Genomic DNA, 23,674 nt, shown 5'->3' with positions numbered 1-23,674 from the left:
CTTCAGACGCGTCGCGTCTTAGGCAATGCAGTCCTCTTTGCGTCAACGCGTGATGCGGCCGGCTCAGTCTGCTAGGCCGCACTGCTTCTCATGAATGATTTCCGAGGAGTTCCGATGTCGTTTTCTTTGCCGTTACGTCCGGTGCGCAGTCCTTCGTTCCTGAGTCTTTCCGTCGCCGCAGCCCTGGGCCTGACAGTGGGGGCGGATCTGCATGCGCAACAGACCCCAGCTGCCGGCGATGCAACACAGACACTCGACAGCGTGGTGGTCACCGGCTCGCGCCTGCGCCGAGTGGATACCGAAACCGCCAACCCGGTGGTGACCGTCAGCCAGGAGCAGATTGCCGCCACCGGCAAGGCCACTGTAGGCGACCTGTTGCAGGAGCTGCCGTCCATTGCCGGCAATGCCACCAACCCGTACACCAACAATGGCGGCGGCACCGGTGCGTCGGCCGTATCGCTGCGTGGTCTGGGCGACAAGCGCACGCTGGTCCTGGTCAACGGCATTCGGCTTGCCTACAACGACGTCAATGCCATTCCGGCCAGCATGATCGAACGCATCGAGGTACTCAGCGATGGTGCGTCGGCGGTGTATGGGTCCGATGCCATTGGTGGTGTGGTCAACTTCATCCTGCGTACGCGCTTTGATGGTGTGCAATTCAGTAGCGACTTCGGCACCAGCAAGGAGCGCGATGGTAATCGCCGCAATTTCGCGCTCACCGCCGGGAAGACCTTCGAGCGTGGCAGCCTGATTGCGGGTCTGTCGTATCACAACATCGACCCGGTTTCTGCCGCCGCGCGTGACTATTCCAAGGATGCGCTGGCGCTCACCGATGGCGTGCCGGTGAAGCAGGGCTCCTCCGCAACGCCCACCGGCACCGTCAATTTCAACGATGGCTCCGACGCGTCAAGCCAGCTGCGACAAGCGAATGGCTGTACGCGTGTCACCCTCAATGGCGGTGTCAGCGGCCGTGCCGGGCCCGGCGATTTCCATTGTTACGACGCCGCTGCCGATTCCTACAACTACCAGCCGTTCAACCTGCTGCAGACACCGCAAAAGCGCACCAATGCCTTTGTGCTGGGCACGTATCGCTTCAGCGACAGTGTGGAGGGCTACGTCAACACGTGGTTCAGCAAAACCGAATCCGCCTCGATCATTGCGCCGATCCCGATCTTTTCCAACGGCGACAACATCCTGGTGTCGTCGCAAAGTTACTACAACCCATTCGGGGTGAATTTCGGCACCGATCGCAGCTCCGGCACCTCGTACAACGACTTCAATACCCGCGCCACCGTGCTGGGCAATCGCAGCTACCAGTACAACACCTACAACTTCCAGATCAGCCCCGGGCTGCGCGGGCGCTTCGGTGACAGCTCCTGGCAATGGGATGCCACGTTCAACTACGGCAAGGTCAAGCAGAAGTCGATCAACAACGGCTTCCTGGATTACGCCACCTTCAATCAGGCCATCGGTCCGTCGTTCCTGGACAGCGATGGCGTGGTCAAGTGCGGCAGCGCGGGCGCGGCGATCGCCGGCTGCACGCCGCTAAATTTCTTCAACCTCAACGACAGCTCCAACCTCGCCACCCTGCAGGGCATGGTGGTCAACCCGATTGTCACCAGCGTCTACACCGTCAAGCAGTTCGAGGCCAATGCCAACGGCACGCTGTTTGATATGCCGGCCGGCGCAGCCAGCCTGGCGGCCGGTCTGTCGTATCGCAAGGAGCGCTCCACCACCACCTCCGACCCGTTGTGGACGGGCGATGAGGACGGCTTGTGCGGCGTGATCGAATACTGCGCCTCCACGTTGAGCGGCAGCTTCGATGTCAAGGAGGCCTATGCAGAAGCGCTGTTCCCGCTGCTCAAGGACCTGCCGGGTATCAATGCCTTGAACATCACCCTGGGCACGCGGTTTTCCGACTACAGCTCGGTGGGCAGCAAGACCAATAGCAAGGTGTCGCTGGAGTACCGCCCGATCGAAAACCTGCTGCTGCGTGGCACGGTCTCGCAGGTGTTCCGCGCGCCCAATATCAACGAGCTGTACGCCGGCGTGGCCGGCGATGCGGCCACCGTCAATGACCCATGCAATGGCTACACCGGCGGCAGCAGCGTTGCATGTGCCAACGTGCCCACCGATGGCAGCTATCAGCAGTCCGATGGCCAGGTGTCGGGCAAGGTCTCCGGCGCAGCGGTTGCTGGTTACCAGCTCAAGCCGGAAACCGGTAAGTCCTATGATGTGGGCCTGGTGTACGACCCGCAATGGATCGATGGCCTCTCGCTGAGCGCGGACTGGTGGCGCATCGATCTGGAAGACACCATCACCACCGTCTCCGCGCAGACCGTGCTCAATCAGTGTTATGCAAATTCTGCCAGCGCGTTCTGCCCGCTGATCCATCGCAACGGCAATGGCACCATCAACTACATCGCCGAGCCCACCGTAAATCTGGGCAAGCTGTGGGCCAAGGGCATCGACTTCAACCTGACCTATCGTCTGCCGGAAACCGCATGGGGTAACGTCAATGTAGGCCTCAATGGTACCTATCTCACGCGCTACGACGTGCTGCCCGACACCACCGACCCCAGCTCGGTCACCATCCACAATGTGGGCCGCTACACCCAGGCCTATGGCAACTTCCCGCGCTGGCGTGGCCTGGGCACGGTGAGCTGGGCGTTGGGCGACTGGAGCGCAACCTGGCGCATCCGTTACGTCGGCAATACCGCCATCGGCAATTCCGATCCGGATCAGAGCCTGTCGGCCGATTCCAGCCAGCCCACCGTGGTGCGCAAGATCGGCGCCTATGTCTACAACAATCTGCAGCTGGGCTACGAGGTGCAACCGTGGCACACGCGTTTCGAAGTGGGCGTGGACAACATCGCCGACAAGCAGCCGCCGCTGTATTACTCCAACAATGTTGGCAACGCCAATACTGACGTGGCTACTTACGATTTGTTGGGCCGGTTCTATTGGGCGCGTGCCACGGTGAAGTTCTGACTGGCGCAGTGGTGGGCGTGTGTGCGTGCAGCCGGCGCTTGCGTTCCATCGTCGCAACGACGCCGCAACACCGCCGAGCGCAAGGCCGACCACCGCAGACTGCAACCGCGTGCGCACTGCGCCGTTGCCTACAGGAGCTAAGCTGGTCCGATGACGCATGCACACCCCAATGATGACGTGAACGATGCTGCGCTGAGCCTGTCGCGGCGTCGGTTTCTGGCCTGGAGCAGTCTGGCGGTGGCGGCCGGATTCCTGCGTTTTCCAGCCCAGGCCGCCGCGGCGCAGCCCGGCAGCATCCGCGCGGTGCCGCTGGCGCAGGTGCGGCTGATGCCGTCGCTGTTTCTGGATGCGTTGCACACCAATCGCCGTTATCTGATGCGCTTGCAGCCGGACCGCTTGCTGCACAACTTCGTGCTGTACGCCGGTCTCGATCCCAAGGCCCCCGCCTACGGTGGCTGGGAAGCGGACACCATCGCCGGCCACACGCTGGGACACTACCTCAGTGCCTTGGCGCTGATGCATGCGCAAACCGACGATGCGCAGTGCCGCACGCGCGCCAGCTATCTGGTGGCCGAACTCGCACGCTGCCAGGCGCATGCCGGCGATGGCTACGTGGCCGGCTTCACCCGCAAGAATGCGGCCGGCCAGATCGAGAGTGGCCGCGAGGTGTTCGACGAACTCAAACGCGGCAAGATCGAGCCGCTACCGTTCTATCTCAACGGCAGCTGGGCACCGCTGTACACCTGGCACAAGCTGTTCGCCGGCCTGCTCGACGTGCATGTGCATTGCGACAACGCGCAGGCACTGCAGGTGGCGGTGGGCTTAGCTGGCTATCTGCAAGCGGTGTTTTCCGTACTCGACGATGCGCAGTTGCAGAAAGTGCTGTCGTGCGAATTCGGGGGCCTCAACGAATCCTTCGTCGAGCTGCATGTGCGCACCGGCGATGCGCAGTGGCTGGCGTTGGCGCAACGCCTGCATCACCACGCCGTGCTCGATCCGCTGGTCGCACAACGCGACGAACTGGTGCACCAGCATTCCAACACCAACATCCCCAAGCTCATCGGCCTGGCCCGCGAATACGAGGTGACCGGTGATGCGGCTTCCGGCGCGGCGGCGCGCTTCTTCTGGAATACAGTCACCGACCATCACAGCTATGTAATCGGTGGCAATGGCGACCGCGAATATTTCCAGCAGCCGGACAGCATTGCGCGCTTTCTCACCGAGCAGACCTGCGAACATTGTTCCAGCTACAACATGCTCAAGCTCACCCGGCACCTGTACCAATGGGGTCCGCAAGCCGCGTACTTCGATTACTACGAGCGCACGCTGCTCAATCACGTGATGGCGCAGCAGCATCCACGCACCGGCATGTTCACCTACATGACACCGATGCTGGCCGGTGAGGCACGCGGTTGGTCATCGCCGTTCGATGATTTCTGGTGTTGCGTCGGCAGCGGCATGGAAGCGCACGCCCAGTTCGGTGACTCGATTTACTGGGAAGACGGGCAGGGCGTGGCGATCAATCTGTATGTGCCGTCACGCGTGCGGAACGCAGCCGGGCTTGACATGACCTTGCACAGCGCGCTGCCGGCGCAAGGCAGCGTCTCGCTGCGCATCGACGCTGCGCCGGCAGCGCAGCGCACGCTCTCGCTGCGGGTACCCGGCTGGGCGGCCGCGCCGGTGCTGCAGCTCAATGGCGCGGTCGTGGACGCAGCGGCTGTCGATGGCTATCTGCGGGTCACGCGCATCTGGCACCCAGGCGACACGCTCAACCTCAGCCTGCAAATGCCATTGCGGCTGGAAGCCACGCCCGATGACCCCGCCTGGGTCTCGGTGCTGCGCGGACCACTGGTGCTGGCGGCAGATCTGGGCGATGCCGCCACGCCGTGGTCGGGCAAGACGCTGGCGCTGATCGGCGGTGACGAGGTCCTGCAGCAGCTGCAACCAGCGGCGGGGCAGGGCAGCTACGTCTACAGCGATGGCGCCCAACAGTGGCGCTTCTCACCGTTCTACGCGCAGTTCGACCGCCGCAGCGCGGTCTACCTGGAACACCGCAGTGCCAACGACTGGCAGCAACGCCAGGCCGAACAGGACGCCGCAGCCGCACGCCAGCGTGCGCTCGATGCCAGTGCACTGGACTGGGTCGCCCTGGGCGACGACGCGTCTGAAAAAGCGCACGCCCTGCAGAGCGACGGCTCCTACGCACTGAGCTACCGCCGCCGCGCCGGCCGTGACGCCCGCACCGGCGGCTTCATCGCCTTTACCCTGCGCAACACCGCAACCGCCCGCGTGCTGCGCCTGCGCTACTGGGGCGACGAAACCCGCCGCCGCTTTCGCATCCTCGCCGACGGCGAACTTATTGCCAACGAACGCCTCGACGGTAACCGCGGCCTGGACTTCGTCGACGTGGATTACGCCTTGCCAGCAGCGGTCGCCGGACGCGCCACCCTGCAGATCCGCATCGAACCGGAGACCGGCTACTCGGCCGGGCCTGTGTTCGGATGTTGGGTGCTGGAGTCGGCGTGAACTTGTGCCGACCCAAGCTCACGAGCCACGATGAGAGCGAGTCATCCCATCGACAGCCCGACTACGCGGTGCGGCATGTGGACGAGCCAATCGATCCATCTACGCCCCAGCAGCTGGCGATACTCTATGGGAGCGTCTCAAATCCTGGCACGGATGGAACCAATGCATCACTTGCCTAGCGACTGCTCCCGAGCCCGTTCTATCTCCTGCCTGAGCACGCGCTTATTTTCGTCGGAATTCATCGGGCCAAGCCCGACGTCGTCTGCATTATCGACTGGAGCAGACATGCGGGCCTGTTTTTCCAGTGCGGGTAGACGCTTGGTGAGGTAGTAACTGGGATAGTGCGCGCTGACATCCTCCAGTGTGGCCGATCTGAGTTCCAGAAGTTGCTGTTCTTTGGCGCTTGCCGTCGACCCTTGGTATCCCCCGATGAAACGGTCTGCGACAATCAATTTTTTCGGGTTTTCAGGTTCTGTAATGATGCGCTCGCCCAGGCGATCCATGTTGGCGCCGTTGCTGCGGTATGTCACCACGACCGGCTTTGCATTGACGGTCGTGATGACAATCATCGTGCTGAAAAACTGTCGTCCCGAATAGTCGACCAGCGCAACAAGCTCCAACGTTCCATCGTTATCAAGATCGATGAATTGCGCTTCGCTGACGGTTGTTGGGACGATGTTGCCATCGGGATCGAAATTGGCGATCAATGCTTCGGTCAATTTGGGAAGGTCGCGGGTTCGATTGAGTTCAGCGGATCGCGATGATTGCCAAGTTGCTGGTTTGCCGATATCCGAACTCCATGCCGGAAATGAGGCCGCCAAAGCGGCGAGCAGTGCAAGTAGGAATCGATTGTTCATCATTGCAGTTCTGCCTTGTTGCATTGCCGGAGTCAGGTCAATTCAATTGTTTTATGTATTGGCCATGTCGGGAGTGCGGGTGGCATGCCTGCTGCACTCACAGTGGCGGCTGGCGCGCGTTCAACGCTCTGATGATGACGTTCCACTCGGTAAGTGATCTGCGACGCAGGTGAGGCGTCTTCCATAAGCCAGGATAGACATAAAAAAAGACCGGCGCATGCGCCGGTCTTGGTGTATCACCAGTGTGTCGTAAGCTTTAAGCCGACAACTCCAACAACAACTTGTTCAACCGCCGCACATACCCTGCCGGATCCTTGAGGCTATCGCCCGCAGCCAGCGCAGCCTGGTCGAACAACACCCGGCTCAAATCGCCAAACCGGTCCATATCTTGTTCCGCATCCAGCTTTTCGATCAGCGGGTGGGCCGGGTTGAATTCGAACACCGGCTTGGTTTCCGGCACGGCCTGGCCGCTGGCTTCGAGCAGCTGACGCATCTGCAGGCCCAGGTCGCCTTGGCCGATGGCCAGGATGGCGGGGGAGTCGGTCAGGCGGTGCGAGACGCGCACTTCGGCCACGTCGTCGCCGAGGGCGGCCTTGATGCGCGAGGCCAGGCCTTCCTTGGACTTGGCGACTTCTTCCTGCGCCTTCTTATCCTCTTCCGAATCCAGCTTGCCCAGGTCCAGATCGCCGCGGGCCACGTCCACGAACGATTTGCTGTCGAATTCGGTGAGGTAGCTCATCAGCCATTCGTCGATGCGGTCGGTGAGCAGCAGCACCTCGATGCCCTTCTTGCGGAACACCTCCAGGTGCGGGCTGTCCTTGATCTGCGCGTAGCTCTCGCCGGTGAGGTAGTACAGCTTGTCCTGACCTTCGGTCATGCGGCCCACATAATCGGCCAGCGCCACGCTTTGCGCGCCGGTGGTGTCGTGGGTGGACGAGAAACGCAGCAGGCCGGCGACCTTTTCGCGGTTGGCGTAGTCCTCGGCGGGGCCTTCCTTCAGCGCCTGGCCGAAGTTGCGCCAGAAGGTGGCGTAGTCATCCGGCTTGTCCTTGGCCAGTTTTTCCAGCATGTCCAGCGCACGCTTGGTCAGCGCGGACTTCATCGAATCCACCACCGGGCCGGACTGCAGGATCTCGCGCGAGACATTGAGCGACAGGTCGGCCGAATCCACCACGCCCTTGATGAAGCGCAGGTACAGCGGCAGGAACTGCTCGGCCTGGTCCATGATGAAAACGCGCTGCACGTACAGCTTCAGGCCCTTGGCCGAGTCGCGGTGGTACAGGTCGAACGGGGCGCGGCCGGGCACGAACAGCAGCGAGGTGTAATCCAGCTTGCCTTCGACCTTGTTATGGCTCCACGCCAGCGGATTACCGGCATCGTGCGCGACGTGCTTATAGAACTCCTGGTACTCCTCGTCCTTGATCTCGGACTTGGGACGGGTCCACAGCGCGCTGGCGCGGTTGACCACTTCCCACTCGGGCTCGGCGGGCTTGTCGGCGTCTTCGCCGTAGTGCTCCTTGCGCATCTCGATCGGCAGGCCGATGTGATCGGAATACTTCTTGAGGATGTTGCGCAGGGTCCAGCCATCGGCAAACGAATCCTCGCCGTCCTTGAGGTGCAGCACGATGCGGGTGCCGCGCTCGGGCTTGTCGACGCTGGCAACTTCGAACTCGCCCTCACCGCGCGAAGACCAATGCACGCCGTCGCTGGCGGGCAAGCCGGCGCGGCGTGAATACACATCGACCTGGTCGGCAACGATGAAGGCGCTGTAGAAACCCACGCCGAACTGGCCGATCAGGTTGGCGTCCTTCTTCTGGTCGCCGCTGAGATGCTTGAGGAAGTCGGCGGTGCCGGACTTGGCGATGGTGCCCAGGTGGGACACCGCGTCCTCGCGGCTCATGCCGATGCCGTTGTCGTCGATGGTGACGGTGCGCGCCTCCTTGTCGAAGTCGACGCGGATGCGCAGCTCGCCGCTGCCTTCCAGCAGCTCGGGCTTGACCAAGGCTTCGAAGCGCAGCTTGTCGGCGGCGTCGGCGGCATTGGACACCAGCTCGCGCAGGAAGATTTCCTTGTTGGAATACAGCGAGTGGATCATCAGCTGCAGCAGCTGCTTGACCTCGGTCTGGAAGCCCAGCGTCTGCTTGTCGGTATCAACGGTCATTGTGGTCGTGCTCCGTGGTGGCCTGGGCCGCAGTGCGGCCGATGGCCTGGGGGATGAGGCTGCATGCGAAATTTTTCAAGGCCTGATGGCAGGATTCAGCAATGCAGCGGCCGCCCGGAACACGGCGCGGCCATGGCGGCCGCAGCGCTATCATGGGCACCGGTTCTTTCATTGCCTGCCCATGACGCCTGCCGCCCCGTTGCTGCCTTGCCTTCATCAGCCGACCACGTGCGTGCGCCGATGAGCCGCGCTGCACGGCCGGCCAGCGGCGCGGCGGAAGGGCAGGTGCGCATCGTGGGCGGGCGCTGGCGCAATACGCGTTTGTCGGTGCCACAGCTGCCCGGGTTGCGGCCCAGCAGCGACCGCGTGCGCGAAACGCTGTTCAACTGGCTGCTGCCGCGCCTGGCCGGCGCCCGCGTGCTGGACCTGTTCGCCGGCTCCGGCGCGCTGGGGCTGGAGGCAGTCTCGAGGGGCGCCGCGCATGCGCTGCTGATCGAACGCGACCCCGGGCTGGCGCAACGCCTGCGTGAGCACGTGGCCCGGCTGGGCGCCGCCGAGCAGGTGCAGGTGCTGCAGGACGATGCGCTGCGCTGGCTGGAGCGCGCGCCCACCGGCCAGGTGGATCTGGTGTTTGTCGACCCGCCATTCGCCGCCGGGCTGTGGGCGCCGGTGCTGGAACGGCTCTCGCCGCATCTGGCCGCCGATGCCTGGCTGTACCTGGAAACGCCGGCCGAGCTGCCGCCGCAGGTACCGCCGGGCTGGCACCTGCACCGTGAGGGCGCGACCCGTGAGGTGCGCTATGCGCTGTATCGCCGGGCCGCTGCTACACTGAACGGCGATCCGACCCCGGTAGCTTCCGTATGAGCGTGGCCAACAGCCGCACCGCTGTCTATCCCGGTACCTTCGACCCGATCACCAATGGCCATATCGACCTGGTGAACCGCGCCGCGCCGTTGTTCGAGCGTGTGGTGGTGGGCGTTGCCTACAGCCCGTCCAAGGGCCCGGCGCTGCCGTTGGAGCGTCGCGTCGAACTCGCCCAGGAAGCCCTGGCGGCGCATGCCAATGTAGAAGTGCGCGGTTTCGATACCTTGCTGGCGCATTTCGTGCGCGACATGGGCGCCGGCGTGCTGCTGCGCGGCCTGCGTGCGGTGTCCGATTTCGAATACGAATTCCAGATGGCCAGCATGAATCGCCATCTGATCCCCGAGGTGGAAACGCTGTTCCTCACCCCGGCCGAGCAGTACAGCTTCATCTCGTCCTCGCTGGTGCGCGAAATCGCGCGGCTGGGCGGGGATGTGTCCGGTTTCGTTCCGGCGTCGGTCGTCGATGCCTTGCGCCAGGTGCGTGAATCGCGCGCCCAGGTCTGAACCGTCTCAGCAGTCAACACCACCACACGCTTTTCAAAGGGAGGAGTTTCATGAAACACACCATGCGCGCGCTGGCGCTCGCTTCGATCGCCGCTCTGGCCGTCACCGCCTGCAAGAAGGAAGAGCCGGCACCGACCGCCGCTGCCGCTCCGGCTGCGCTGACCGCTCCGGCCAAGGACGACAACGCCGGCTGGAAGAAGTACCTGCAGGAAGTGGTTGGCCAGAACCTGGGCACCACCACCAACAGCCCGTTCCTGTACTACTTGCCGCCGGAATCCGATGCCGAGTTCGCCGGCAGCTACGAGCGTCAGCTGGAAAGCGTCAAGACCGCGCTGGCCCGTGGCGTGCAGCCGGGCAACATGCTGGCCTTCGGTTCGTCGGCCTCCACCAAGATGGCCGACCTGATCGAAGCCGCGTTCAAGGACGTGCAGCCGGATTCGATGAAGGGCGTGCGCGTGTTGTTCATCGGCAATGCCGCCGAGAACGCGCGCGTGCAGACCATCATCCAGCCCAAGGGCGCGGAATACATCTTCGTTGAAGCCAAGTAATGCCGTACCAGGCCGGGTGCGCGGGAGGGCGCATCCGGCCGCGGCGTGGAAACGCACCATGCTGCTGACGTTGCACTCCATCCGGGTCGGCCCTTCGGGGCCGTTCCCCGACACCGCCACCGGCGGCGTCCATCGCAGTGCCTGCGCCGTCGCGCGCGAGCAGCTGCTTCGCCTGGGCCTGGCCCCGCAGGTGGCCTCCACATGTCGCTGAAGATCAACGAGCTGTGCGTCAACTGCGACGTCTGCGAGCCGGCGTGCCCGAATCAGGCCATCTCGATGGGCGAAACCATCTATGTGATCGATCCGGCGCGCTGCACCGAATGTGTCGGTCATTTCGACGAGGCGCAGTGCGTGGTGGTGTGCCCGGTCGAATGCATCGACCCGGACCCGGCGATCCCGGAAACACATGATCAATTGCTGGCCAAGCTCATCCAGCTGCAGCGCGATCATCCCGAACTGTACGAACAGGAGCCTCCCGCCCCGTGATCACTTCCCCCCGACGCTTGTTCCCGAGTGGCCTGTTGTTGCTGGCCTTCGTGGTCGCCCCAGCCGCGTGGTCGGCCCAGCCCGACGCCGCAGCGGCCACGCCGCCGCCCGCCGGCACCGCCACGCATCCGCCGGGTGCGGCGGTGGCCAGTGGCCATGCGCTGGCCACCGATGCCGGGCTGCAGATCCTGCGCGAAGGCGGCAATGCCTTCGATGCGGCGATCGCGGTGTCGTCCACGCTGGCGGTGGTCGAGCCAATCAGCTCGGGGCTGGGCGGCGGCGGGTTCTTCCTGTTGCACGACGCCAAGACCGGCAAGGACGTGATGCTGGACGCGCGCGAGTACGCGCCGGAGTCCGCCACTTCCGCACAGTTTTTGGACAAGAACGGCGGGCTGGACCGCGACCGCTCGGTCAACGGCCCGTGGTCGGCCGGCATCCCCGGTTTGCCAGCGGCGCTTGTGGAACTGGCGGCCAAGCACGGCCGGCTGCCGCTCACCCAATCGCTGGCACCGGCGATCCGCATCGCTACCGAGGGCTTCCCGGTGTATGCGCGCATGGCCAAGGGCTACGCCTCGCGGCGCGAAGTGATGGAGCGCTACCCCGGCACGCGCGAGGTTTACTTGCGCGGCGGAAAACCCATTGCCGAAGGCGACATCTTCAAGCAGCCCGAGCTCGCGCACACCCTGACGCTGCTGGGCGAGAAGGGCTTTGACGGTTTCTACAAGGGCGAGACCGCCAAGAAACTGCTGGCCGGCGTCAAGCAGGCCGGTGGGCGCTGGACCGCTGCCGAACTGGCCGGGTATCAGGTCAAGGAGCGCACGCCGATCCAGTTCGATTACCGCGGCTGGAAGGTCACCACCGCGCCGCCGCCTTCTTCCGGTGGTATTGCACTCGCGGCGATGCTGCAGATCCTGGAAGGCTGGGACTTGAACACGCTCGACGACGCGCACCGCACTCATTTGGTGGTGGAAGCGATGCGCCGCGCCTACCGTGACCGCACCTTTTTCCTGGGCGACCCGGACTTTGTCGACGTACCGCAGCGCGTGCTGACCAGCAAGGATTACGCGCAGGGCCTGCGTGCCACCATCAATCCGGACAAGGCCACGCCGAGCAACCTGCTGTCGGGCAACCCGACGCCGCTGGAAGACGACGAGACCACGCACTTTTCCATCATCGATGGCGAAGGCAACCGCGTGGGCGCCACCCAGACGGTGAACCTGCTGTACGGCTCCGGGCTGATCCCCAAGGGCACTGGCGTGCTGCTCAACGACGAGATGGATGACTTTGCGCTCAAGCCCGGCACCCCGAACGCGTTTGGCGTGATGGGCTATGCCGCCAACGCGCCCAAGCCGGGCAAGCGCATGCTCAGCTCGATGACGCCCACCTTCATGGAGTCGGCCGACAAGGTCGCCGTGCTCGGCACCCCGGGCGGCAGCCGCATCATCACCATGGTGCTGCTCGGCATCCTGGGGTACGACGCCGGACTGGACGCGCAGCAGGTCAGTGCCTTGCCGCGGTATCACCACCAGTGGTTGCCGGACGTCATCGAGGCCGAGAGCAATGCGTTCTCGCCGCAAACCGCCAAGGCGCTGGAAGCAATGGGCCACGCGCTCAAGTTGCCGGGCGACACCGCTGAGGGCGGCCGCGGTTCCAGCCACGTCTGGGGTAATTTCCAGACCGTGGAATGGGACAAGCGCCGCAATGTGCTCAGCGGTGGTAGTGACCCGCGCAATCCGGTGGGCAAGGCCGCAGTGCAGCTGGCAACGCCGGCACGGTGAGTCCCGCATGCCTGCGCCGTTTCCCGGAGCAGGCATGACGGAAGCGTTCGACGGAGCGCGCTTTTGCTGATACGCGATCTTGCTCAGCGGCTCGGCTTTGAGCGGCAACGTGATCAGCAACGCCGCGCTACGAAACGTTTCAGGTGGGCCTGCACACAGTACTGACCCACGCTGGCCCAAGCGCTTGCACGCCACACCTTCGCTAGCAGCAATGCGGTTTGGCGCAGTGGCCTATGTCTGGATTGGACTTGTCGGTGTGCGTCGATTTGGCGACCATCGTGGCATGACCATTTTCCAGACCCTGCTCACCGCCATGGTGATCGCATCGCCCATCGCCGCCTGTGCGGCGGACACGACCGGCACTGCCGGCACCACGCCGGCCGCTGGCGCCACCATCCACGTCAATCAACTCGGCTATCTGCCGGGCTCGGCCAAGCTGGCGGTGGTCGGCTTGCCGGCGTCCGCTGCGGCCGGTCCAGACCGCTTCACGGTGGAGGATGCCAAGGGCGCTCGCGTGCTGGAGGGCAGCTTGTCGCCGGCGGCCAGTTGGGCACCGGCGGGGCAACAGGCACGCGTGGCCGACTTTTCCGCACTGCGCACGCCGGGCACGTATCGGTTGAAGATCGCCGGCATGCCGGCCTCGGATGCATTCCCGATTGCAGCGAGTGCCTACCAGCCGGTCGTGGATGCCTCGCTGAAGGCGTTCTACTACAACCGTGCCAGTACCGAGTTGCCGGCGCAGTTTGCCGGGCGCTACGCGCGCGCGGCCGGGCATCCGGACACCGAGGTGCGCATCCATCCGTCGGCGGCGTCTGCCACGCGCCCGGCCAACAGCGTGATCAGCGCGCCCAAGGGGTGGTACGACGCGGGCGACTACAACAAGTACATCGTCAATTCCGGCATCAGCACCTACACCGTGCTGGCCGCGTATGAGCACTACCCGGCGCTGTTCAAGGCGCAGGCACTCACCATTCCCAACGATGCGCCTGGCGTGCCCGGCATCCTGCAGGAAGTGTGGTGGAATCTGGAATGGATGCTGGCCATGCAGGACCCGGCCGATGGCGGGGTGTACCACAAGCTCACCGACAAGCAGTTCGATGGGCTGGTGATGCCGGACCAGGCCAAGCAGCAGCGCTATGTCGTGATGAAGGCCACCGCCGCCACGCTGGATTTCGCCGCGGTGATGGCGGCGGCCAGCCGCGTGTATGCGCCGTTCGACAAGCAGTATCCAGGCGCGTCGGCGCGCATGTTGAAGGCGGCGCGTAGTGCCTGGGCGTGGGCGCAACAACACCCGAACGTGATCTATCGCCAGCCTGACGACGTGCGTACCGGCGGCTACGACGACGCCACCGTAGATGACGAATTTGCCTGGGCAGCAGCGGAGCTCTATGTGAGCACGCGCGAGGACGCGTTCTACGACGCCATGCTGGCGCGCAACGTACATGCCAGCGTGCCGGGGTGGAGCAACGTGGGTGGATTGGCCTGGATGTCGTTGGCCGCCCACCGTGACCAGCTCACGCCGCATGCCGACCGCGCACGTATCGAAGGCGAAATCAGCGGGCTGGCGCAGCGCCTGGGCGACCAGTGGCAGGCATCGCCGTGGCGTTTGGCCATGGCCGATAATGACTTTGTCTGGGGCAGCAATGCGGTGGTACTCAATCAGGCCATGATGCTGCTGCAGGGCTACCGGGTGACGCAGCAACGTCGTTATCTGGATGCGGCGCAATCGCAGCTGGACTACATCCTGGGGCGCAATCCGCTGGGGCTGTCGTTCGTCACCGGGGTCGGGCAGCGCACGCCAATGCATATCCACCATCGCCCATCCGAAGCCGACGGCATCGATGCGCCCGTGCCGGGCTGGCTGGCCGGTGGCCCGCAGCCGGGCCAGCAGGACGCGAAAGACTGCAAGGTGGCGTATCCGTCCAAGCTGGCCGCGCTGTCGTATCTGGACAACACCTGCAGCTACGCGACAAACGAGGTAGCGATCAACTGGAATGCGCCGCTGGTGTATGTAAGTGCTGCGATCGAGGCGTCGACCCGCTGAGGCAGGCTTCAGCGCGTCGACGCGGTTTTTCCTTCTCCCGTCGGGAGAAGGTGGCGCATAGCGCCGGATGAGGGGCGCCTCAGCGAAATGCCGATGCCTGACATGACAAACGCGTCGCTACGCGTCGGCAGAAGTGAATCGCCGCCAGCATCGCTTGCCGTACCCTCACCCCAACCCCTCTCCCGTAGGAGAGGGGCTTAAAGCCGCCGATTCATCTTATCGGCGCGGTTGCAGCGCGGTCGGATAGTGCAGCGCGCGTCGGTTCTTGATCTGGACGCTTGGGACGCTCATCTCAGCCGGGAAACTCACTTCAGCTGGAAAGCTCACTCCACCCGCGTGCCGAAGATCCGGTCGCCGGCATCGCCCAGGCCGGGCAGGATGTAGCCTTTTTCGTTGAGGTGATCGTCGATGGCGGCGGTATAGACTTCCACGTCCGGGTGTACCGCTTCCAGCGCTTTCAGCCCTTCGGGTGCGGCGACCAGGAAGATGCCCTTGATGCGCCGTGCGCCAGCGCGCTTGAGCATGTCGATGGTGGCGATCAGCGTGCCGCCGGTGGCCAGCATCGGGTCCAGGATCAGCGCATCGCGTTCTTCCAGGCGGCCGGTGAGGCGCTCGAAATACGGCACCGGTTGCAGGGTTTCTTCATCGCGCTGCAGGCCGACCACGCTGACGCGCGCGGCGGGAATCAGTGCCAGCACGCCCGGCAACATCCCCAAGCCGGCGCGCAGGATTGGTACCAGGGTGATCTTGGCGCCGGCGATGCGTTGCACTTCCACCGGCCCGGCCCAGCCCGGCTGCACGTGCGATTCGGTGTCCAGATTGGCCGTGGCCTCGTAGGCCAGCAGGGTGCCCAGCTCGGTCACCAGTTCGCGGAAGCCCTTGGTGCTCAACGCTGCGTCACGCAGCAGGCCGATCTTGTGCTGGACCAGGGGGTGACGGACTTCGACGATTTTCATGGGCGGCAGCATGCGGGAGAGGCCCACAGTGTGCCGCAGCCGGCCGCAGCGTCGCCACACAGGGCCTGTGATGGTGCTCGCATATGTCATGTCGGTGAAACGTCGCAGACATAGTGTGCACACCCATTCTTAACCGATTGGGGAAGCACTCGTGTTGAACAAGACTCCGCTCTGCATGGCGATCACGCTGACGTTGGCTTCGGTCGCGTGGAGCCCGCTGGCACAGGCGGCAGAAGAGGCGGTCGTGACCGGTGCAGCCAGCGGCGCGGCGGCAATCGACCTGGAGCGGCTGGAAGTGCGGCCGCAGCTGGAAGCGCAGGAGCGCGCAGTCGATCTCAAGCGTGCTTCCGATGCGATCCAGGATGCGGTGGCGTCCGATGCGATGGGCCGCTACCCCGACAAGAATGTTGCAGAATCCTTGCAGCGCCTGCCCGGTGTCAGCGTCACCCGCGACCAGGGAGAGGGGCGCTTTGTGGTGATCCGCGGCCTGGATTCGTCGCTCAACAGCGTGACCATCGACGGCATGAGCATGGGCACGCCGGAAGACGGTACACGCTCGGCGCCGCTGGACGTGATTCCGTCCGATTCCACCGAGCGCTTGAAGGTCGTGAAGTCGCCCACGCCGGACATGCCGGGCGATTCGATCGGCGGCGCCATCCAGGTGGAATCCACCTCGGCGTTCGATCGCGACGGGCGCACCCTGCGCGGGTCGATCGAAGGCAGCCACCAGTCGCTGTCGGGCAAGACCAGCCCCAAGGGCGCGTTCAATTACAGCGACATCTACAACGGCACCTTCGGCGTGGCGGTGGGTGTGAACTATCAGGACCGCGAGTTTGAATCCGACAACACCGAAGTGGCCTACGACAGCTTCGACGGTGGCGCTGCCGATGACTTGTTCGCCGGCGAAGTGCAGCGCCGCAAGTACTTCATCGAGCGCACCCGCATGGGCGCCAACCTCAATCTGGACTGGCGCCCGGACGCCGACAACCGCTACTACCTGCGCTCGTTGTACAGCCGTTTCGACGATGCCGAAACACGTCAGCGCACCATCTTCGGCCTGGCCGATGGGCAGGTCAGCGCCAACGGCGATGGCACTTACGACGTGGCCGACCTGCCGGCGGATAGCATCTCCAAGCGGGTGCGCTACCGCACCAAGAAGGAAGACAACACGGCGATCAGCGTCGGTGGTGAAAACCGCCTGAGCGCTGCAACGGTGGACTACAAGGTGGGCTACACCAAGACCACCGAACGCGTAAACGACGAAATGGAAGCGCGCTTCAACTACGACGGCGACGACCTGTCGGCCACCGTGGACCAGCGCAGCGGCATCCCGCGGCTGGGGTTCTCTGACAACGGATGGCAGAGCAACCAGGACTTCGTGTTCGACCGCTTTGTCGTGTCGCCCAAGACGGTGGACGACAGCGAGCACAGCGCGCAGGTCAATGTGCGCTTCGACGGCGAACATTCCAGCCTGAAGATGGGTGTGCTCGGTCGCTGGCGCGAGCGCGATGTCGACGTCAACGAACAGGAGCTGCGGCGTGGCCCGGCGATCGATCTGAGCAGCTGGACCACCGCCGCACCGGAGCACCGCGGCGGCACGCTGGGCGAAAGCATCGGCTCGGACGGCATGCGTCGCTACTGGCGCGCGTCGGGTGGGTTGTACAGCGCTCGTCCGCAGGACGTGGGCGGCAACCAGCAGGTCTCGCTGCAGGACGACTACACCGCCACCGAAGACGTCTTCGCCACCTATGCCATGGGCACCTGGGACATCGGTGCGCTGCGCATGATTGCCGGTGTCCGCGTGGAAAACACGCAGTTCAACGCCATCGGCAACCAGGTGGACGTGGCCGAAAACGGCCGCACCGCCACGGTCACGCCGCGCGAGGCGTCCAGCAGCTACACCAATGTGTTGCCGGGCCTGCACCTGCGCTACGACAGCGGCAACGATTGGGTGCTGCGCTTTGCAGCCAACAAGACCCTGTCGCGCCCGTCGTTCGGCGATGTGTCGCCGCGCGTGAGCATCAACCGCGGCGATGAAGAAGTGAGCATCGGCAACCCGGACCTCAACCCGTATCGCTCCACCAATCTGGACCTGTCGTTCGAAAAATACATCGGCAGCACCGGGCTGGTGTCGCTGGGGGTGTTCAACAAGTCGATCGACGATTACATCGTGCAGACCCTCAGCACCACCGATGCCGAATTCCCGGGCCTGCAGGTGACGCGCTCGATCAATGGCGACACCGCCAAGGTGCGCGGCGCCGAGTTCAACTGGCAGCAGACGCTGGACTTCCTGCCCGAAGGCTGGAACGGCTTGTTGGTTGGCGCCAGCGCCACCGCCCTGGACAGCGACTTCGACCCGGGCCTGAGCAATCGCGCCGGCGACGACTTCATGCTGCCGCGCTCGTCCAAGCGCATCTACAGCGGCCATCTGGGCTATGAAAAGTATGGCTTTAGTGCGCGCGTGGCGGCCGTGTATCGCAGCGAGTACCTGGACACCATCGGCCAGAGCCGCGCGTACGATATCTACGTCGCGCCACACACCCAACTGGATGTCAGCATGAGCTATCAGTTCAACAGCCACGTCAGCCTGTATCTGGAAGCGCAGAACCTGCTCGACGAGCCGTTGGAGCTGTACCAGGGCGTGCCTTCGCGCACGCTGCAGAACGAAGAGTACGGCCGCACCTATGCGCTCGGCCTGAAGGTGGCGCTGTGATGGCCGCGCGCCACATCCTGCAGACCACAGTGCTCGCCGCCGCGGCGGCGTTGGCCGGTTGCGCCAGCGCGCCAGCCGACCGTGAAGCCGACGAAGCGCTGCTGCAAGACCCTTTGCTCAGCGAGTCCAAGGTCGCGCATCAGGTGGTGCCGGAGGCCTTCATCACGGCGCTGACGCCCGCCGACAACCTGGATTCGCCGGCCAGCTGGATTGCGCCGGATGGTAGCCGCTGGCTGATCGCCACCGCCAAGGCCACGCATGCGCTGGTGGTGTTCGATGGCGACAGCGGCAAGCGGTTGCGCGTGGTGGGCGGCAAGGGCAAGGCGCTGGGCAAGCTGGATCGTCCCAACGGGATCTCGGTGGTCGACGATCTGGTGTTCGTGGTGGAGCGCGACAATCGCCGCGTGCAGGTGTTCTCGCTGCCGGACTTCACGCCGTTGATCGCTTTCGGCCAGGACGAACTGCGCGAACCGTATGGGTTGTGGGTGCGCAAGCACGACGGCGGCTACGAGGTGGTGGTCAGCGATAACTACATGTCGCCGGCCAACAAGGACACACCGCCGCCGCTGGCCGAGCTTGGTCAGCGGTTCCGCCGCTATCAGCTGCAGACCACAGGGCAGGGCTGGAACGCGACGCTGACGCAGAGCTTTGGCGATACCACCGAGGCCGGTGCGGTGCGCATTGCCGAATCGGTCTTTGGCGACGAGGCCAACGCGCGCCTGATGATTGCCGAGGAAGATGTCGCGGTAGGCACGCAGTTGCGTGAGTACGGCATGGATGGCCGCTATCGCGGCCGCAATGTGGGCACGGGCTTGTTCAAGGCGCAGGCCGAAGGCATGACCTTGCTGCAGTGCGCCGACGGCAGCGGCTACTGGATTGCCACCGACCAGTTCAAGGACCGCAGCGTGTTCCAGGTGTTCGATCGGCAGAGCCTGGCGCCGGTCGGCGCGTTCGCCGGGCGGGTGACCGCCAATACCGATGGCGTGTGGCTGGACCAGCATGGCGATGCGCGCTTCCCGGGCGGGGTGTTCTACGCGCTGCACGACGACCAGGCCGTGGCCGCATTCGATTGGCGCGACATCGCGCGCACGTTGCGCTTGAAGGACTGCGCACTGTGACAGTGATGCAGCAGTCGTTGAAGCAGCATTCGTTACGCGCCGTGCTGGCGTTGCTGGCGCTCGCCTGCGTGCCCGCCGTGGCTGCCGACAAGGCGGCCGAGCCGAACACGCAGGTGCCGCTGGGCTCCACGCACTATGTGGCCGATGGCTTCCCGGACCGGATCGTCGCCACCCCGGCGCAGGATGCCGCGCGAGGCTTCGCAGTGGCCTGGCGCACCGATGCCAGCGTCACTGCGCCCTGGCTGGAACTGGTGGTAGCCGGCGATTCGCCGGATGTGGGCACGCCGCGGCGCATCCAGGCCACGACCGCGACCTTGAGCTCGGAAAACGGCGCCTCGCATCATCACCGCGCCGACATCGACGGACTCACGCCGGACACGCTCTACGCCTATCGCGTGCAGGGCCACGGCACCTGGGGCGCGTGGAATCACTTCCGTACCGCAGCCACGCCCGGCACCCCGCTGACACTGTTGTATTTCGGCGATACGCAGAACAAGAATCTCAGCCTGGTGTCGCGGTTGATTCGTCAGGCCTGGCGCTCGGCACCGGAGGCGCGGCTGGCGCTGTTCGCCGGCGATCTGGTCAGCGGCAAGGACGGCCAGGACGATAACGAGTGGGCCGAATGGTTCGAAGCCGGCCGCTGGTTGCTGGAAGGCACCGCGGTGGCGCCAGCACCGGGCAATCACGAATATCACGAAGACGCCGAAGACACCCCGCAGGCCACCCGCACCCTGGGCGGCCATTGGCCGGTGACCTTCGCGCTGCCGCGCAACGGCCCGGCCGCCACCGCGCGCACCAGTTACTGGTTCGATTACCAGGGCGTGCGCATCGCAGTGCTCGACGGCACCTCGGCGCTGGATCTGGGCACCGGGCAGGCACAGGCGCAGTGGCTGGATGGCGTGCTCGCCGACAACCCGCATCCGTGGTCGATCGTGCTGATCCATCAGCCGTTCTTTTCGCCGCGTGCCGACCGCGAGAACCAAAAGCTGGTCGAGCAAGTGTTGCCGGTGATCCGCCGCCATAAGGTCGATCTGGTGCTGCAGGGCCACGACCATACCTACGGCCGTCGCGGCGATGACGGCGGCCAGCCAACGCCGGTGTTCGTGGTGTCGGTAGCCGGCCCCAAGCAGTACCGGCTCTCGGACATGGCGCGCAAGACCATGCGCCCGGTGGGCGAAGACACCCAGCTGTATCAGGTGCTGCGCATCGATCAACAGAAGCTCGTCTACGAGTCGCGCACGGCGACCGGACGCCTCTACGATGCGTTCGAGCTGCAACGCCGCGCAGATGGGTCCAAGCAGTTGATCGAGCACGAGGCGGGCCGGATTGCGCCACGCGATTGCCCGCGCAGTGCCACGCTCAAGGGGCGGGCGGATCGGTGTTGGGAATGACCCGTAAGTAACTGCGGCCTGACCGATTCAGCACCAACGCGAAGCGGCGTTGCGATCTTTATAAAAGATAACTTCGTCACACTATGGATGTGATTAAAATCACTCGGGCTGACTCTGTGGCCCGAGGTGATCCGGGCTGATGTGAGGGCAGCGCCCCCCACTCGTGAGAGCCCACATGATTCCGCATGTGTTCCATCTGACCGCACCCACCAAGCACCTGATGTGGGAAGAGCGCCGCGTCCAGGCCCGGCTGCAACGTCTTCTTCCTGGCTGGACCTGCAATGTCTGGGACGACGCCGACAATTCCGCGCTGATGCGCAGCGCATTTCCGGAACTGGCCGATCGCTTTGAAGCCATCCGCTTCGGCGTCATGAAGGCCGACATCGCACGCTGTGCCTACATGCACGTCTACGGCGGTTTCTACTTCGATACCGACTATAAATTGCTGCGCACGCTCGGCCCGGATGTCTTGACCCAGGCCTGCGTGCTGCCCGTGGAAGAGGGCGCGCCAGACAATGCGGCGTTCAAGATCGGCAACGCGGTGTTTGGCTCGGAAGCGGGCCATCCATTCTGGCGGGCGTTCATCGAGCACATCTTCAGCGCGCACGCGCCGGAGTTGGTGGAGGACCATCGGCAGATCCCGATGATGTCCGGCCCACGTGGAATGACGCGGTTCTATAACGCCAATGGTGCCCAGTTCGCGGGCATCGTGTTCCCGGTGCGCGATGCGTTCCATCCCGACCGCACCTGGTTCGGGCTTGGCCACCGCGGCGGCGCCACGGCAGTCGGTTCGCATCTGTGCTGGGCGTCGTGGCGCGGCAAGTCGCCGCGTCGCGCCGTCACCAACTACCTGCGCCGGAAGTTGAGTGCCGTGCCCATCTGAGAAGTCCAAGCGGCTTACTGGCGTTTTACGTGTGCGAATGCAGTTGCGGCGACCTCATGGGTCGCCGCAACCGTGTTGTCGTGTGGCTGTCGCGGCGCAGATGACGAGCGAGACGGCCGACGAACGCCCCACGACGCATCGCCATCAGGCGGTGCCAGATCCACTGCCCGGCGCGTGTCAGACGCCGCCAGCACCAGTTGCACCGTGCTGGCGGCAAGTCACCTCGCCAGCACTCAACCTATTCACCAGCCCTCAAGCCGCCTCGGCCTGCGCCTGACGCGGGCCTTCCTTGAGCGCTTTGGCGATCAGGCCCACCAGCAGGTCGAGTTCGGCTTCGTCCATGCCGAAGTGCGGGGTGAAGCGCAGCGAATTCTCGCCGCCGTGGATCACGTTGACGCCGTGGTGGCGCAGCCACTCCTCGGTAGAGCCGGCACCGTAGCACTTGTACTGCGGTGCCAGTTCGCAGGAGAACAGCAAGCCGGTGCCCTGCACCTTGGTGATCAGGCCGCCGAGCTCGGCCTGCAGCGCTTCCAGCTTGCGCAGCGCCTGTGCACCGCGCAGGCGGATGTTGTCGCGGATCTGCGGGGTGAACAGCGCCAGGGTGGCGCAAGCCACATCCAGCGCGCGCGGGTTGGTAGTCATGGTGTTGCCGTAGGTGCCCTTGCGGTACACCTGCGCGGCCTGCTCGGTCACCGCGAGCACCGAGAGCGGATATTGCGCGGCATTGAGCGCCTTGGAATAGGTTTCCAGATCCGGCGGATCGAGCTGTTCGAAACCGGGGTAATCCACCACCGACAGCACGCCGTGCGCACGCAGGCCGGCCTGGATCGAATCCACCAGCAGCAGGCTGCCGTGGTTGCGGGTCAGCGTGCGCGCGGCAGCGTAGAACTCCGCCGGCAGCGCACGGCCCGGGTCGCCTTCGCCCATCACCGGCTCCAGGAACACCGCCTCGATGAACCAGTGGTTGCGCGCAGCCTCATCGAAGGCACGCTGCAGGGCGGCGATGTCATACGGCGCAATCGCAATCACCGAGTCTTCGTCGCGGTAGCTGGCCAGGTACTTGCTGTAGGTCTTGCGGCTGGAATCGGAATACAGCCCCGGGCGATCGGTGCGGCCGTGGAAGCTGCCCTTGACCACCAGGCGCTTGATGGTGGCGCCGGCGTGGCGCGCACCCGGATCGGTGTGCAGCTTGGCGTTGGTGTCGACGATGCGCGCGGCCAGGCCCACCGCTTCGGAGCCGGAGTTGAGGCACATGAAGCGCGCGAACGGGCAGCCGCCGCGGGTGTGGCCGATCTCCGCACGCAGGGCGCGGTCGAGCTTGCGCTGCGCCAGGCTGGGCGTCATCACGTTGGCCATCACCTGCGGGCGCGCCATGGCGTCGAGCACCGCCTCGGGCGTATGGCCGAAACCGAGCATGCCGTAGCCGCCGGCGTCGTACAGCACCGCGCCCTTGAGCGTGATCACCCACGGGCCGCGCGCGGCCAGCGCCACGTACGGAGTTACCGCATCGTCGGCGTAGAAATTGATGAAGCCGTCCTGCACCGCGCTGATCTGTGCGTCTTCGTCCAGGTCCAGTAGGTCGGCGACCTCGGCCTGCACCAGCGCGTATTCGCTGCCGGCGGCCTCGATGGCCTGGCGCAGGGTGGGGTGGTCGGTGGCCAGGCGTTCGATGGTGGCATCGTCCAGGCCGGCGGTCAGGCGGCGGCCGGCGTGGGCACGCAGCGGGGCGAGCGGGGCAAGGACAGACATGCGCATCTCCTGAAGCGGTGGCGTTCCCGTCACATTAACGGCAGTGGATCGTCGTTTGGCAGCGCCGATCCGGGCAGGAATTGAGGTATTTTCGTCGATTCGACGA

The 23,674-nt window shown here is 64.7% G+C and carries 17 protein-coding genes; 13 read left to right on the top strand and 4 right to left on the bottom strand.

Annotation, left to right across the window (positions count from 1 at the left end; translation table 11 throughout):
- Positions 1 to 114: 114 nt before the first annotated feature.
- Positions 115 to 2,991, top strand: a complete 2,877-nt coding sequence (locus XCC_RS12460) for a TonB-dependent receptor domain-containing protein (protein ID WP_019237560.1) — start codon at positions 115 to 117, stop codon at positions 2,989 to 2,991.
- Positions 2,992 to 3,141: 150 nt separating this feature from the next.
- Positions 3,142 to 5,517 (top strand): glycoside hydrolase family 127 protein, encoded by a 2,376-nt coding sequence (locus tag XCC_RS12455; RefSeq protein ID WP_011037536.1) that lies wholly within the window; start codon positions 3,142 to 3,144, stop codon positions 5,515 to 5,517.
- Between the two features lie 167 nt (positions 5,518 to 5,684).
- Here XCC_RS12455 and XCC_RS12450 read toward each other — a convergent pair whose 3' ends face one another.
- Positions 5,685 to 6,374, bottom strand: a complete 690-nt coding sequence (locus XCC_RS12450; protein WP_228422533.1) for a hypothetical protein — start codon at positions 6,372 to 6,374, stop codon at positions 5,685 to 5,687.
- Positions 6,375 to 6,630: 256 nt separating this feature from the next.
- Positions 6,631 to 8,535, bottom strand: a complete 1,905-nt coding sequence (gene htpG, locus XCC_RS12445) for a molecular chaperone HtpG (RefSeq protein ID WP_011037535.1) — start codon at positions 8,533 to 8,535, stop codon at positions 6,631 to 6,633.
- A gap of 240 nt (positions 8,536 to 8,775) precedes the next feature.
- Between htpG and rsmD the strand changes: the two genes are divergently transcribed.
- The 7 genes from rsmD to XCC_RS12415 all read left to right on the top strand — a co-directional run bounded on the left by rsmD (position 8,776) and on the right by XCC_RS12415 (position 14,758).
- Positions 8,776 to 9,399 (top strand): 16S rRNA (guanine(966)-N(2))-methyltransferase RsmD, encoded by a 624-nt coding sequence (gene rsmD, locus XCC_RS12440; protein ID WP_011037534.1) that lies wholly within the window; start codon positions 8,776 to 8,778, stop codon positions 9,397 to 9,399.
- Complete coding sequence (coaD, locus tag XCC_RS12435; RefSeq protein WP_011037533.1) at positions 9,396 to 9,902, top strand: pantetheine-phosphate adenylyltransferase; 507 nt, start codon at positions 9,396 to 9,398, stop codon at positions 9,900 to 9,902. The genes rsmD and coaD overlap by 4 nt, the downstream gene beginning before the upstream one ends.
- A 50-nt stretch (positions 9,903 to 9,952) precedes the next feature.
- The gene (locus tag XCC_RS12430) at positions 9,953 to 10,450 is read left to right on the top strand and encodes a hypothetical protein (RefSeq protein ID WP_014508077.1); all 498 of its coding nucleotides are present in this window, start codon (positions 9,953 to 9,955) and stop codon (positions 10,448 to 10,450) included.
- A 58-nt stretch (positions 10,451 to 10,508) separates the two neighbouring features.
- The gene (locus XCC_RS22115) at positions 10,509 to 10,661 is read left to right on the top strand and encodes a hypothetical protein (RefSeq protein ID WP_019237562.1); all 153 of its coding nucleotides are present in this window, start codon (positions 10,509 to 10,511) and stop codon (positions 10,659 to 10,661) included.
- Positions 10,652 to 10,936, top strand: a complete 285-nt coding sequence (locus tag XCC_RS12425; protein WP_011037531.1) for a YfhL family 4Fe-4S dicluster ferredoxin — start codon at positions 10,652 to 10,654, stop codon at positions 10,934 to 10,936. The genes XCC_RS22115 and XCC_RS12425 overlap by 10 nt, the downstream gene beginning before the upstream one ends.
- A complete protein-coding gene (gene ggt, locus XCC_RS12420; protein ID WP_011037530.1) occupies positions 10,933 to 12,714 on the top strand; it encodes a gamma-glutamyltransferase in 1,782 nt (593 codons plus the stop codon). The genes XCC_RS12425 and ggt overlap by 4 nt, the downstream gene beginning before the upstream one ends.
- Before the next feature lie 283 nt (positions 12,715 to 12,997).
- Positions 12,998 to 14,758, top strand: a complete 1,761-nt coding sequence (locus XCC_RS12415) for a glycoside hydrolase family 9 protein (RefSeq protein WP_011037529.1) — start codon at positions 12,998 to 13,000, stop codon at positions 14,756 to 14,758.
- Positions 14,759 to 15,081: 323 nt separating this feature from the next.
- On the opposite strand, the gene upp is transcribed toward XCC_RS12415, so the two are convergent.
- Positions 15,082 to 15,714, bottom strand: coding sequence for a uracil phosphoribosyltransferase (upp, locus tag XCC_RS12410; protein ID WP_011037528.1), 633 nt, complete (start codon positions 15,712 to 15,714; stop codon positions 15,082 to 15,084).
- Between the two features lie 151 nt (positions 15,715 to 15,865).
- On the opposite strand from upp, the gene XCC_RS12405 reads away from it, so the two are divergent.
- The 4 genes from XCC_RS12405 (at position 15,866) to XCC_RS12390 (ending at position 21,819) form a co-directional block, all read left to right on the top strand.
- Positions 15,866 to 18,427 (top strand): TonB-dependent receptor, encoded by a 2,562-nt coding sequence (locus tag XCC_RS12405; RefSeq protein WP_012438071.1) that lies wholly within the window; start codon positions 15,866 to 15,868, stop codon positions 18,425 to 18,427.
- Positions 18,427 to 19,545: a phytase gene (locus XCC_RS12400; protein WP_011037526.1), complete on the top strand. Its 1,119-nt coding sequence runs from the start codon at positions 18,427 to 18,429 to the stop codon at positions 19,543 to 19,545. Before XCC_RS12405 ends, XCC_RS12400 begins: the two co-directional genes overlap by 1 nt.
- 5 nt (positions 19,546 to 19,550) lie before the next feature.
- Complete coding sequence (locus tag XCC_RS12395; RefSeq protein WP_011037525.1) at positions 19,551 to 20,936, top strand: purple acid phosphatase family protein; 1,386 nt, start codon at positions 19,551 to 19,553, stop codon at positions 20,934 to 20,936.
- A gap of 175 nt (positions 20,937 to 21,111) precedes the next feature.
- Positions 21,112 to 21,819: a glycosyltransferase family 32 protein gene (locus XCC_RS12390; protein ID WP_011037524.1), complete on the top strand. Its 708-nt coding sequence runs from the start codon at positions 21,112 to 21,114 to the stop codon at positions 21,817 to 21,819.
- A gap of 252 nt (positions 21,820 to 22,071) precedes the next feature.
- On the opposite strand, the gene XCC_RS12385 is transcribed toward XCC_RS12390, so the two are convergent.
- A complete protein-coding gene (locus XCC_RS12385; protein ID WP_011037523.1) occupies positions 22,072 to 23,568 on the bottom strand; it encodes an aminotransferase class III-fold pyridoxal phosphate-dependent enzyme in 1,497 nt (498 codons plus the stop codon).
- Between the last annotated feature and the right edge of the window lie 106 nt (positions 23,569 to 23,674).

The organism is Xanthomonas campestris pv. campestris str. ATCC 33913, from assembly GCF_000007145.1.
GTDB lineage: Bacteria > Pseudomonadota > Gammaproteobacteria > Xanthomonadales > Xanthomonadaceae > Xanthomonas > Xanthomonas campestris.
This window is presented reverse-complemented; position numbering and strand designations above follow the sequence as displayed.